Consider the following 12,065-nt stretch of genomic DNA (forward strand, 5'->3'; position numbering starts at 1 on the left):
CAGCCCGCGACGTCGAGCTTCGGCGAGGACGCGTTCAAGGTCGCGGTGAACCGCGCGAAGCAGTACATCATCGACGGCGACATCATGCAGGTCGTGCTGTCGCAGCGCATGAGCAAGCCGTACACGGCGAGCCCGATGGCGCTCTATCGCGCGATCCGCACGCTGAACCCGTCGCCGTATCTCTTCTACTTCAATTTCGAGGACTTCCACGTCGTCGGTGCGTCGCCGGAAATCCTCGTGCGACTCGACGAGGACGGCGACGGCAAGCGCGTCACGGTGCGGCCGATCGCCGGCACCCGCCCGCGCGGCGCGACCGCGACGGACGACGTCGCGCTCGAGGCGGATCTGCTCGCCGACGAGAAGGAGCGCGCCGAGCACCTGCAGCTCCTCGACCTCGGCCGCAACGACGCCGGGCGTGTCGCCGAAATCGGCACGGTGAAAGTCACCGAGCAATTCACCGTCGAACGCTATTCCCACGTGATGCACATCGTGTCGAACGTCGAAGGGCGCCTCAAGGACGGGCTCAACGCGCTCGCGGTGCTGCGCGCGACCTTCCCGGCGGGCACGGTGTCGGGCGCGCCGAAGCTGCGCGCGATGGAAATCATCGACGAGTTAGAACCGGTCAAGCGCGGCATCTATGCCGGGGCGGCCGGCTACATCGGCTTCCACGGCGACATGGACCTCGCGATCGCGATCCGCACCGCGGTGATCAAGGACGGCCAGATCCACGTCCAGGCCGGCGCCGGCATCGTCGCGGATTCGAATCCCGACTCCGAATGGACCGAGACGCAGAACAAGGCGCGCGCGATGCTGCGCGCCGCGGAGATGGCCGAATCCGGCCTCGACACGCGGGTCGATTGACGCAGGGCGGCGCGGCCGCGGCGGTCGAACGCTGCGCACCCCCGCGTCGAAGGCGGCAGGGAGGAAACCGGATGCTGGCGAACGACGAGACGCATGTCTTTTACCGCAACCCCTTCACGCGCTATCCGACGGTCGCGCGGGGTGAAGGGCCGTACCTATTCGACGAGAACGGCAAACGCTACCTCGACGCGTGCGGCGGCGCCGTCGTCTCGGCGCTCGGCCATTCGGTGCCCGAGATCGCCGACGCGATCAAGGCGCAGCTCGATCGCGTCGAGTTCGCGCATACGAGCCAGTTCACGAACCCGTCCCAGGAGGAACTCGCGCGGCTCCTCGCCGAGCGGGCGCCGCCCGGGCTGAATCACGTCTACTTCGTCTCCGGCGGATCGGAAGCGGTCGAGTCGGCGATGAAGATGGCGCGCGCGTACTGGGTGCAGATGGGGCGCCCGGACAAGTGGATGATCCTCGGGCGCGAGCAGAGCTACCACGGCAACACGCTCGGCGCGCTGGCGGCGGGCGGCAACCGCTGGCGGCGCGCGGTGTACGAGCCGATGCTGTTCAAGGCGCCGCGCGTCGCCGCGTGCTACTGCTACCGCTGCCCGTTCGACAAGACGCCGGACACCTGTTCGCTGCCGTGCGCCGACGACCTCGAGCGCGCGATTCTCGAAGCCGGCCCCGAGAGCGTTGCGGCCTTCATCGCCGAGCCGATCGTCGGCGCGACCGCCGGCGCTCTCGTGCCGCGCGACGATTATTTCCGGCGCATCCGCCAGATCTGCGACAAGTACGACGTGCTGCTGATCGCCGACGAGGTGATGACGGGCCTCGGGCGCTGCGGCACGTGGTTCGCGATCGACCAGTTCGGCGTCGTGCCGGACCTGATCTGCCTCGCGAAAGGGCTCGCCGCCGGGTTCGTGCCGATCGGTGCGACGCTCGTGCACGACCGCATCATCGAAACCTTCCACCGCCGGCGCAACGTCTTCCAGCACGGCCACACCTACATGGGGCATCCGCTCGCGACCGCCGCGGGCGTCGCGGTGATCCGCTACCTCGAACAGCACCGGCTCGTCGAGGCGAGCCGGACGCTCGGCGACGAACTGATCGGACGGCTGCGCGGCGCGCTCGGCGGCCACCCGCAGGTCGGCGACATTCGCGGCCGGGGATTGTTCGTCGGCATCGAGTTCGTCGCCGACCGCGAAACGAAGACGCCGTTCGAGCCCGAGCTCGCGTTCCACCGCGTGCTCGGCGACGCCGCGTTCGCCAACGGCCTGATCGTCTACGCGATGGGCGGCACGATCGACGGGCGCCGCGGCGACCACGTGCTGATCGCGCCGCCGTTCATCGTCACGCGCGCGCAACTCGACGAAATCGTCGAACTGCTGGTCCGGTCGATCGACGCTGCGGTCGCCGAGGTCGGCGCGCGCCAATGAGCATTCTTGCGCCGGTCTCGATCACCGTCGCGCCGAACGGCGCGCGGCGCGGCAAGGCCGACCACGCGGCGCTTCCGCTGACGCCAGCCGAAATCGCCGCCGACGCGGCAGCTTGTTATGCGGCCGGCGCGTCGATCCTGCATCTGCACGTGCGCGGACTGGACGGCCGGCACAGCCTCGACGTCGGATGCTACCGCGACGCGATCGCGGCGGTGCGCGAAGCCTGCGACATCGTCATCCAGCCGACGACCGAGCGCGCGGGCGCCTTCGCGCCGGACGACATGATCGCGGCGTTCCGCGGCCTCGCGCCGGAGATGATGAGCTTCAACCTCACCGAACTGCTCGACCCGGACGACGCCGCACAGCACGCGAAAGTGCGCGACTTCCTCGCCGAAGTCGCGGCCGCGGGCACCGTGCCGCAGTACATCGTCTATCATCGCGACGAACTCGACCGCTTGCGGCGCTGGCACGACGCGGGCTGGCTGCCACAGGCTCAGCCTTTCGTGCTGTTCGTGCTCGGTCGCCGCGCCGGGGCCGTCAGTCGGCCGGCCGAACTGTTCGACTATCTGCCGCATGTCCCGCAAGGCTGGCGCTGGGGGCTGTGCGCGTTCGGCGCGCCGGAACTCGCCTGCGTCGTCCAGGCGGCGCTCGCCGGCGGCCATTGCCGTGTCGGCTTCGAGAACAACCTCGTTGCCGCCGACGGTACGCCGCTCGCCGGCAACGCGGAGCAGGTCCGGCGGCTGCGGAACATTCTCCGGGAACTCGGCATCGGCGCGATGGCCCCGGACGACGTGAGGCAGGCCTTCGGCATTCGGGCACGCTGACGGCGGCGGGCGTGCTCGGGGTTATGCAGGCGTGAGGCCGGCACCCCTTCGCCCGGCCGGACCCCCGGTTTCGACGGCTTCGGCGTCGTTACACCGCCTCCAGCGCCTGCGCCAGGTCGCCGATCAGGTCGTCGATGTCCTCGATGCCGACCGACAGCCGCACCAGCGCGTCGCCGATCCCCAGCGCCGCGCGCACGTCCGCCGGCACCGACGCGTGGGTCATGATCGCCGGGTGCTCGATCAGGCTCTCGACGCCGCCGAGGCTCTCGGCGAGCGTGAACAGTTCGCAGCGTTCGAGGAAGCGCCGCGCCTCCGCTTCGCCGCCGCTCAGGACGGCAGTCACCATGCCGCCGAAGCCGCGCATCTGGCGGCACGCGAGCGCGTGCTGCGGGTGGTCCGGCAGGCCGGGATAGAGCACGCGCTCGACTTTCGGGTGCGCCGCGAGCCATTGCGCGACCGCGAGCCCGTTGTCGCAGTGGCGCTGCATCCGCAGTCCGAGTGTCTTCAGCCCGCGATTGACGAGGAAACAGTCGAACGGGCCCGGGATCGCGCCGACCGCGTTCTGCAGGAAACCGAGCCGTTCGGCGAGCCCGGCGTCGCGCACGACCGCGATGCCACCGACGACGTCCGAATGGCCGTTGAGGTACTTCGTCGCCGAATGCACGACGACGTCGAAGCCGGCCGCGAGCGGGCGCTGGATCCACGGCGACGCGAAAGTGTTGTCGGCGACGGCGAGGACGCCGCGGCGCTTCGCGACGCGCGCGACCATCTCGAGGTCGACGAGCTTCAGCAGCGGGTTGCTCGGCGTTTCGATCCAGACCATCCGCGTCTCCGGCGTGATCGCCGCATCGAGATCGGCTTCGGACGCGAGCGCCGAGTACGTGAAGCGCAGCCCCGCGGAGCGCCGCCGCACGCGCTCGAACAGTCGCCGCGTGCCGCCGTACAGGTCGTCGAGCGCGACGACGTGCGCGCCGGCATCCAGCAGTTCGAGCACGCTCGCGATCGCCGCCATCCCGGAGCCGAACGCGAAACCGGACGTCCCGTCCTCCAGCGCCGCGAGGCAGCGCTCGTACGCCCAGCGCGTCGGGTTGTGGCTGCGCGCGTAATCGAGGCCCTGATGCACGCCGGGGCTCGACTGCGAGTAGGTGGACGTCGCATAGATCGGCGGGATCACCGCGCCGGTGGAGGGGTCCGGCGCCTGGCCCGCGTGCACCGCGCGCGTCGAGAATCCGTTCATGTCCGTCACCCCTTCATGTCCTTCACGGCCGCTTGATCCTGCGCCGCAGATGGTTGAGAAGGTCGATGCGCGTGATGAGGCCGACGAAGGCGTCGCCGTCCATGACGATCGCGACCATGCCTTGGTCGAGAATCTGCATCACGCGGGTGAGCGACGCGTCGGGCTGCAGCGTCTCCAGCCGCGTGCTCATCACCGACGACACCGTATCGCCGAAGTGCGTCGTCTCGCTGACGACCGCGTGCAGCACGTCGGACTCGTCGATGATGCCGACGACGCGGTTGGCATCGACGACCGGCAGCTGCGACACCTGGTAGAGCTTGAAACGGCCGAACGCGGTCAGCAGTGTGTCGTCGGGCCGCACGGTGACGACCGAGCCTTCGGCGTAGCGGCGCTGCACGAGGTCCGTGAGCCCGCCGGCGGCCGGATGCGTCAGGAAGCCCTGGTCGTACATCCAATAGTCGTTGAACATCTTCGACAGGTACTTGTTGCCGCTGTCGCACGCGAAAGTCACGACGCGCTCGGGTTGCTCGCGGCTGCGGCAGTAGCGCAGCGCCCCCGCGAGCAGCGTTCCCGACGACGAACCCGCGAGGACGCCTTCCTTCGCGAGGAGTTCGCGCGCGGCGGAAAAGCTTTCCGCGTCGTCGATCGTGTAGGCCGCGGCAACGCCCGAGAGATCCGCGATCGGCGGGATGAAATCCTCGCCGATGCCTTCGACGAGCCACGATCCGGCCTCGGTCATTTCGCCGGTGGCGACGAAATGCGCGAGCACCGAGCCCGCCGGGTCGGCGAGCACCATCTTCACGTGCGGCGCGACGGCGCGGAAATAGCGCGTCAGCCCGGTCAGCGTGCCGCCGCTGCCGACCCCGCAGACGACCGCATCGAGCCGGCCGTCGGTCTGCGCCCAGATTTCGGGGCCGGTCGTCTTCTCGTGCGCGTCGGGATTCGCCGGGTTGCCGAACTGGTTGATATAGACCGAGTCCGGCGTCTTCGCGGCGAGCGCCTCGGCCATGTCCTGGTAATACTCCGGGTGGCCCTTGCCGACGTCCGAGCGCGTCATCACGATCTCGGCGCCGAGCGCGCGCAGATGGAAGACCTTCTCCTGGCTCATCTTGTCGGGCAGCACGAGTTTCGTGCGGTAGCCCTTCGCGAGGCCGACCAGCGCGAGCGCGAGCCCGGTGTTGCCGGCGGTCGCTTCGATCAGCGTGCCGCCGGGCCGCAGGCGGCCGTCGCGCTCGGCCGCCTCGATCATCGCCACGGCGATGCGGTCCTTGATCGAGCCGCCGGGGTTCTGGTTTTCGAGCTTGATGAAAAGCTCGCAGCGACCGGTGTCGATGCGGGTGATCGGCATCAGCGGCGTGTTGCCGATGAGGTCAAGCAGGCTCGAGGGTGCCATCGCCGTCTCCTCCCGATCCGGGGTCTGCCCCGTGCGACAGCCGAAAGGCGCACGGAGTTCGCGACGGCGGGAGCCGGGTCGAGTTCAGGCGCCCCGAGTCGCTGAAAGGGCGAGCTTCGGCGGCGTGCTCGCGTCTGAACGGCTGGACGCATCAGCCGAACCGGGCAGCGTCCTGCCGTCGCCGTCCGCCCCAACCGACGATCGGGAAAGCCCGGCAGGCGCTACCTCGCTCCCGGTAAGCGCGCAGCCGGCGCCGCTGCAGCCCGAGGACGACGTGCTAAGCTCCCCGCTCATTCCCCTTCGCCGGAGATCGCGATGCCCAGTCTGTTGTCCGATGTCGACCCCCAGGGACTGCTCGAATATTCGGTCGTGTATACCGACCGCGCGCTGAACCACATGTCGCAGAAGTTCCAGGGCGTCATGCGGGATATTTCGAAGATCCTGCGCGACGTGTATCGCGCGAAGGCGGCCGTGATCGTGCCCGGCAGCGGATCGTTCGCGATGGAGGCGGTCGCGCGCCAGTTCGCCACCGGCAAGCGCTGCCTGGTGATCCGCAACGGCTGGTTCAGCTACCGCTGGACGCAGATCTTCGACATGGGCGGTATTCCTTCGGCTTCGACCGTGCTGAAGGCGCGCCGGCTGGTCGACGACGCAAAGGCGCCGTTCGCGCCGGCGCCGATCGAAGAAGTCGTTCGCACGATCCGCAGCGAGCGGCCGGACGTCGTGTTCGCGGCGCACGTCGAGACCGCCTCCGGGATGATGCTGCCCGACGATTACGTGCGCGCGGTCGGCGAAGCGGTGCGCGCGGTCGGCGGCCTCTTCGTGCTTGACTGCATCGCGTCCGGAACGATGTGGGTCGACATGGTCGGAAACAGCGTCGACATCCTGATCAGCGCGCCGCAAAAGGGCTGGAGCGGGCCGCCGTGCTGCGGCCTCGTGATGCTCGGCGAGCGCGCGCGCGCGCGAATCGACGAGACGACGAGCACGAGCTTCGCGTGCGATCTGCGCAAATGGCTGCAGATCATGGAAGCCTACGAAAACGGCGGCCATGCGTATCACGCGACGATGCCGACCGACGCCCTTGCGCGCGTTCGCGACGTCATGCAGGAAACCGAGGCCTACGGCTTCGACAAGGTGAAGGCGGAGCAAGTCGAGCTCGGCGCACGGGTCCGTGCGCTGCTCGTGCGCAAGGGCTTCCCGAGCGTCGCCGCCGCGGGCTTCGAGGCGCCCGGCGTCGTCGTCAGCTACACCGACGACCCGGAAATCCAGTCCGGCCGGCGCTTCCTCGGCGCCGGGCTGCAGGCCGCCGCGGGCGTGCCGCTGCAATGCGACGAGGGAACGGATTTCCGCACTTTCCGCCTCGGCCTGTTCGGGCTCGACAAGCTGCACGACCCGGGCCGCACGGTCCGCAACCTCGAAGACGCGCTGAACCGGATCCTCTGACGCGGTGCTCAACCCGAACGGTATTTGACTGCCGGGCAATAAGCCTTTGCGGGTGATCGCGGCGGACTCGGTCGACGCTCCGGCGCCGCGACCCCGCCGCGACCCCGCTGCGACAGGGCGGGACTCCGCCAGGACTCGCCCCGGCACCGTCCCGGTTACCGCCGCCCGGATCGTTTCGGAACCACCCCGGTCCACCACGTTTCGTCCATCCGCGAAAACGGGAGCTGAAATGACGACCGACAATCTCACGATCGCCTGTCCGCACTGTCACGCGCCGAACCGCGTGCCCGGTGCCCGGGTCGCCGAAGGGCCGAATTGCGGCAAATGCCATCGGCCGCTCTTCACCGGACACCCGGTCGCGCTCGATTCGGCGAGCTTCGACCTGCACGCGGGGCGCAGCGACGTGCCGCTGCTCGTCGATTTCTGGGCGTCGTGGTGCGGGCCGTGCCGGATGATGGCGCCGGCGTTCGAGGAAGCCGCGGCGAAACTCGAACCGCGCGTGCGGCTCGCGAAAGTGAATACCGAGGAAGCGCAGGATCTCGCCGCGCGCTACGCGATCCGCAGCATCCCGACGATCGTGCTGTTCCGCGCGGGGCGCGAAGTCGCCCGCCAGGCCGGCGCGATGAACAGCGGACAGATCCTGCAATGGGTCCGCGGGCAGGGCATCTAAGCCGGCCCCGCCGCCCGGTCTCGGCACGTCTCGGGGCGGAGCGCGCGCGCCGCCCGCCGGTCAGGGTCGTCGTCGTTCGTTCGGGCGTCCGCTCGTGATCGCGCTGTTGCAGCGCGTCTCGACCCTCGCCGGATATTGCGCGGTTTCGCGGAATGGTTGCGTGGGCGGGTTCGGGCGCCGATACTCGCGGCCTCCGATCGACCCGATACCCGAAAGAACCATGTCCACGATCCCAGCCTGCCCGCAATGCGCGATGGAAAACACCTACCCTGACGGCGACAACTATGTCTGCGCGGACTGTGGCCATGAATGGCCGATCGCCGCCGCCGGGGATGCCGAAGACGACGCGGACGCGGCCGTGAAGGACGCGAACGGCAACGTGCTCGCGAACGGCGACTCGGTCGTGCTGATCAAGGACCTGAAGGTCAAGGGATCGTCGATCACGCTGAAGGTCGGCACGAAGGTCAAGAGCATCCGCCTCGTCGGCGGGGACCACGAAGTCGATTGCCGGATGGATGCCGGCAACTTCATGCTGAAGGCCTGTTACCTGAAGAAGGTCTGAAGGCCTTCGCCGCCCGCTTTTTACCCGAAGCGGATCTGGCGCAGCGCCGGGTGGAACAGATCGATTTCGTCGAGCGCCCGCTTCCTGCCGGCCGGCGACAGCGCGGTGTAGGCGCCGAGCAGATCGGCCGGGAGCCGCCCGACGATGCCGGCGAGGTCCGCGAAGCGCACGCCCTGGCGCACGAGGTACGCGACGTAGCTGTGGCGCAGGCTCGCGGCCGTGATCTCGTCGGCGCCGGCGAGACCGGCGTCATGCGCGGCATAAAGGAGCGCGGCGTCGACCGCCTCGCGTGTCCGTAGCGGCGCCGGAACGACCAGGCCGCCGTCCGCGTCCCCGCGCCTGCCGCGATAAGCGTCGAGTTGCCGCTCGAAGGCCGGCGACAGCCGCAGCGTCCGGTCGGGCGGCCGGATGCGCCGGTGCTCGAGATCCACCGCGGCCCATTCGAGCCGCGCGATCTCGTCGATCGACAGGCCCGAAAGCAGGCCGAGCGCGACGATGCCAAGGTCATCGGGCAGCTCGTCGAGCAGTTGCGCGATCTCGGCGTCGTTGAGTTCGCGCGGCAGTTGCGCGGCGCCCGCGAGCAGCGCCGAAGGCGAGATGCCCGCGAGTGGTTCGGGTGTGCGGGCCGCGGGCGCCTGCAGGCTGCGCACCCAGGCCGGCGCGACGACCAGCGACGGGCCCGCAGGCGTGCGGTTGAAAAGCTCGACGATCCACGTCGCGAGCAGCGCGAGGAGCAGCGACGCCGACACGCCGATCGCCGCGTCCCGCCCGTATTGCGGGCGCCACGGCTCGCCGGGCGCGAACGCCGCTTCGAGCAGCGTGATCTCCGGCACGCGGATCCGCTCGGCCGCCTGCAGCCCGGTCGCCTGCACGACCGCGGCGCGGTGCATGTCCTCAAGCCCGGCGAGCTCCTCCTGCATCGCCTTGAATTCGCCGAGACGCGCGGTGAACGCCTGCACCGCACGACGGTCGCCGCCCGCCTGCTGCTTCAGGCGCTCGACGGCCGCCCGCGCCGCCGTGACTTCCTCTTCGGCCTCGTTCAGCGCCGCGCGCTGGCCTCCCTCCCGGACCTGCTTCATCTGCTCGTCGAGGTTCGCGAGCCGCATGCGCAGCGCCTTCGCGCGTGGATCGAACGCGAGGAAGTCGGGCGTGTAGGTGCGCTCCATCTCGTGCTGTTCCTCGCGCAGCTGCGACGCGCGCTGCTCGAGGTTCGACAGCGTCGGGTTGTCGCGCGCGCGGACGACCGGATTGCCGGCCGCGACCGAATCGCGCAGGGAACGCAGTTTCGCTTCGGCGGCGACGAGGCGGTCGTTCGCGATGTTCAGCGATTGCCCCACGCCCTTGACCTGGCTGAGGACCTGGTTCTCCTCCCGTTCGAGCGAGACGATGTCGTGGCGGCTGCGGAACTCGTCGAGCGCTTCCCGCTTCTCGGTCACGCGCACCGCGAGCCGCTCGGCTTCGGCCTGCGCCTTCGCCGCGCGGCTGCTGGAGTCCTGCCGGTAGCGCTCGGCGAGCTGGTTGCGGTAGACGTCGATCAGCGTGTTGACGAGCGTCGGGAGCACCTCCGGCGGCGAGCCGTTTGCGGTGAGCTGCACGACGTTCGTCCCGTCGACCGGCGTCGCGGTCAGCATCCGCCGGTAGTCTTCGGCCGGATCGAGCGACTCGTCCGGCATCGGCACGCCGATGATCGCGAGCCGGCCGACCGCCTTGTCGACGGTCGGGCGGCTCGTGAGGACTTCGACTTCGGTCAGGAACGCGGCCCGGCTCGCGCTGCGGCGCTCGTCGGCGGTGTCGCCGTGGCCGGGCATGTCGATCCGCAGCCGCGCCGCGGTCCGGTACTCGGCCGGGCGCGAGTAGTCGTACAGCAGGCTCAGGCTGGCGAGGAGCAGAAAAGCGACGCCGAAGACCGCGACGCGCCGCCGCAGCGCCGGCGCGGCGCGGTAGGTCGGGGCGATGCCGGTCCAGAACGGATCGAGGCTGGCAGGGCCGGTGTCGTCGCGGATCATCTCAGCGGGTCCCCCCGCGACGGCAGTGACGCGAAGCGATGTACCGGCGGACGCAGGCTGAACCGGCGCCCGCGCGGATCACGAGGGCGCCCGAACCGGAATCTTCCATCTGCTTGTCTCCTTCCTGAGCGCATCGCGTCTACTTGACGGACGGATTGCGTGAATGCATCGACGTATGCTCATTGAAGCACCGTGCGCGGGAAAATACATGCACGTATTCATCCGCTTACAGTCTCGGGCTGGGCGGGTCGCGGAAGAAGTCCGGCCGGGGACGCCGCGCCCGGGCTGCAGGCCGCGTCAGCGGCGCCGATGGTCCCGCGGCCAGTCGTCGCCGCCGAGCTCGCGGCGTCGATCGAGACGATGCAGCACGCGCTGCGCCAGCGGAACCATTCCGATCGGGTGGGCTGCGGCGAGTGCGCGCGCGCGTTGCAGCAGTTGCGAGCGGGCGGGCGGGAAGCGCCGGTCCTTGCTCGCGAACACGATGCGGTTCGTGTCTTCCTCGGCGCGCACGACGACGACCCGGTCGTCGAAGCTGTCGCGGATGCGCGACGCGTAGAGCCCGTAGCGCGAATCGCCGGACCACAGGTTCACGACCATCATCCCGTCGTCGGCCAGCATCGCGCAGCAGTGATCGTAGAAGCCTGCCGAGCACAGCTGGCGCGGCATGCCGGCGACGTCGAAACCGTCGACGATCAGCACGTCGGGCGCCTCCCCCGGATCGCGCACGTAGTCGGCGCCGTCGCGACACAGCACCTTCAGGCGCGGGCCGTCCGGAGGGATGCCGAATTCGTCGCGCAGCGCGATGACTTCCGGGTTGATCTCGACCGCGGTCACGGCGGTCTCGGGGAGGGTCGCGAGGCAGTACTTGACGAGCGAACCGCCGCCGAGCCCGATCATCGCGATGCGGCGCGGCGCGGGGTGGAACAGCAGGAAGCCCATCATCGAGCGCGTGTAGTCGAGCGCGAGGCCGTCGGGATCGTCCACCGCCATCTGGCTCTGGATCGTCACGCCGTCGAACTGCAGCGAACGCTGGCCGTCCGCGTCGACGATGAACGGATGACCGTCGCCGCGCCGTGAAAGCAGGCCGCACCAGCCGACCAGATCCTCCATGTCCTCCAAGTTCCTTACTCCTTGCGCGCGATTCGCGTTTTCAGCCGGTGCACACTACGTTGCAACCGGTGACGCTTTCAATGTCGATCCGATGTTAATGGTGCAGCAGGTGGAGCGGCGGACGGCAGCACGCGTAGGTCGGCGCGGGGCGCAGGCGAAGGCCGGCGTCAGGGGCTCGGGTTCGACGATGCCCGGTTCCAGCCCGCGACCCGATTCGCAGTGGAGACATTTCCGATGAAGAGACCTTTCCATGCCGGTCCCGGCCCCGAAATTCCGAATCCGGTGCAGCCCAAGCCCGAGATCCCGGACACGACCCCGGCGAAGCCGGAGATCCCGAAGCCCGATCAGCCGGTGCCCGAGGAGCCGCGCCCGATTCCGCCGAAGCCCGAAATCCCGGATCCGGGTCCCGCGCGGCCGGAGACCGAGCCGGACACGCCCGCCCCCGAGTTGCCCCCGCTCGGCGAGCCGCCCGACGTCGTCGGGGCATCGCATTCGCCGCCGGTCGCGGCATAGCTTTCTCCCGGGCGAAGGCGGC

General features: G+C 69.6%; 11 protein-coding genes. 7 read left to right on the forward strand and 4 right to left on the reverse strand.

What is annotated here, in order from left to right:
* The 3 genes from V6M37_RS05010 to V6M37_RS05020 form a co-directional block, all read left to right on the forward strand.
* On the forward strand, positions 1-861 hold an 861-nt coding region (locus tag V6M37_RS05010), incomplete at its 5' end, for an anthranilate synthase component I family protein (protein WP_332671425.1).
* A gap of 71 nt (positions 862-932) precedes the next feature.
* Complete coding sequence (locus tag V6M37_RS05015) at positions 933-2,285, forward strand: aspartate aminotransferase family protein (protein WP_332671426.1); 1,353 nt, start codon at positions 933-935, stop codon at positions 2,283-2,285.
* Positions 2,282-3,109, forward strand: a complete 828-nt coding sequence (locus tag V6M37_RS05020; protein ID WP_332671427.1) for a 3-keto-5-aminohexanoate cleavage protein — start codon at positions 2,282-2,284, stop codon at positions 3,107-3,109. The genes V6M37_RS05015 and V6M37_RS05020 overlap by 4 nt, the downstream gene beginning before the upstream one ends.
* An 88-nt stretch (positions 3,110-3,197) precedes the next feature.
* Here the strand turns inward: V6M37_RS05020 and V6M37_RS05025 are convergent, their stop codons facing one another.
* Both V6M37_RS05025 and V6M37_RS05030 read right to left on the reverse strand, forming a co-directional pair.
* Positions 3,198-4,346: a trans-sulfuration enzyme family protein gene (locus V6M37_RS05025; RefSeq protein WP_332671428.1), complete on the reverse strand. Its 1,149-nt coding sequence runs from the start codon at positions 4,344-4,346 to the stop codon at positions 3,198-3,200.
* A gap of 22 nt (positions 4,347-4,368) precedes the next feature.
* Positions 4,369-5,739: a cystathionine beta-synthase gene (locus V6M37_RS05030; RefSeq protein WP_332671429.1), complete on the reverse strand. Its 1,371-nt coding sequence runs from the start codon at positions 5,737-5,739 to the stop codon at positions 4,369-4,371.
* A 315-nt stretch (positions 5,740-6,054) separates the two neighbouring features.
* Here V6M37_RS05030 and V6M37_RS05035 point away from each other — a divergent pair, with 315 nt between their 5' ends.
* The 3 genes from V6M37_RS05035 to V6M37_RS05045 all read left to right on the forward strand — a co-directional run bounded on the left by V6M37_RS05035 (position 6,055) and on the right by V6M37_RS05045 (position 8,414).
* Positions 6,055-7,182, forward strand: a complete 1,128-nt coding sequence (locus V6M37_RS05035; protein WP_332671430.1) for an aminotransferase class V-fold PLP-dependent enzyme — start codon at positions 6,055-6,057, stop codon at positions 7,180-7,182.
* A 229-nt stretch (positions 7,183-7,411) separates the two neighbouring features.
* Positions 7,412-7,852 (forward strand): thioredoxin TrxC, encoded by a 441-nt coding sequence (trxC, locus tag V6M37_RS05040; protein WP_332671431.1) that lies wholly within the window; start codon positions 7,412-7,414, stop codon positions 7,850-7,852.
* Between the two features lie 220 nt (positions 7,853-8,072).
* On the forward strand, positions 8,073-8,414 hold the full coding sequence (locus V6M37_RS05045; protein WP_332671432.1) for a zinc ribbon domain-containing protein YjdM: 342 nt from the start codon (positions 8,073-8,075) through the stop codon (positions 8,412-8,414).
* Positions 8,415-8,434: 20 nt separating this feature from the next.
* Here the strand turns inward: V6M37_RS05045 and V6M37_RS05050 are convergent, their stop codons facing one another.
* Both V6M37_RS05050 and V6M37_RS05055 read right to left on the reverse strand, forming a co-directional pair.
* Complete coding sequence (locus V6M37_RS05050; protein ID WP_332671433.1) at positions 8,435-10,420, reverse strand: GumC family protein; 1,986 nt, start codon at positions 10,418-10,420, stop codon at positions 8,435-8,437.
* A gap of 297 nt (positions 10,421-10,717) precedes the next feature.
* On the reverse strand, positions 10,718-11,530 hold the full coding sequence (locus V6M37_RS05055; RefSeq protein WP_442880992.1) for a transferase: 813 nt from the start codon (positions 11,528-11,530) through the stop codon (positions 10,718-10,720).
* 234 nt (positions 11,531-11,764) lie between these two features.
* On the opposite strand from V6M37_RS05055, the gene V6M37_RS05060 reads away from it, so the two are divergent.
* The gene (locus tag V6M37_RS05060) at positions 11,765-12,043 is read left to right on the forward strand and encodes a hypothetical protein (protein WP_332671435.1); all 279 of its coding nucleotides are present in this window, start codon (positions 11,765-11,767) and stop codon (positions 12,041-12,043) included.
* Positions 12,044-12,065: the final 22 nt, after the last annotated feature.

Source organism: Aromatoleum sp. (assembly GCF_036675785.1).
Classification (GTDB): Bacteria; Pseudomonadota; Gammaproteobacteria; order Burkholderiales; family Rhodocyclaceae; genus Aromatoleum.

Coding starts and splice junctions, on each gene's coding strand:
- V6M37_RS05020 (WP_332671427.1), top strand. CDS start 2,282: ATGAGCATTCTTGCGCCGGTCTCGATCACCGTCGCGCCGAACGGCGCG.
- V6M37_RS05035 (WP_332671430.1), top strand. CDS start 6,055: ATGCCCAGTCTGTTGTCCGATGTCGACCCCCAGGGACTGCTCGAATAT.
- V6M37_RS05045 (WP_332671432.1), top strand. CDS start 8,073: ATGTCCACGATCCCAGCCTGCCCGCAATGCGCGATGGAAAACACCTAC.
- V6M37_RS05060 (WP_332671435.1), top strand. CDS start 11,765: ATGAAGAGACCTTTCCATGCCGGTCCCGGCCCCGAAATTCCGAATCCG.
- V6M37_RS05050 (WP_332671433.1), bottom strand. CDS start 10,420: ATGATCCGCGACGACACCGGCCCTGCCAGCCTCGATCCGTTCTGGACC.
- V6M37_RS05015 (WP_332671426.1), top strand. CDS start 933: ATGCTGGCGAACGACGAGACGCATGTCTTTTACCGCAACCCCTTCACG.
- V6M37_RS05025 (WP_332671428.1), bottom strand. CDS start 4,346: ATGAACGGATTCTCGACGCGCGCGGTGCACGCGGGCCAGGCGCCGGAC.
- trxC (WP_332671431.1), top strand. CDS start 7,412: ATGACGACCGACAATCTCACGATCGCCTGTCCGCACTGTCACGCGCCG.
- V6M37_RS05055 (WP_442880992.1), bottom strand. CDS start 11,530: ATGGAGGATCTGGTCGGCTGGTGCGGCCTGCTTTCACGGCGCGGCGAC.
- V6M37_RS05030 (WP_332671429.1), bottom strand. CDS start 5,739: ATGGCACCCTCGAGCCTGCTTGACCTCATCGGCAACACGCCGCTGATG.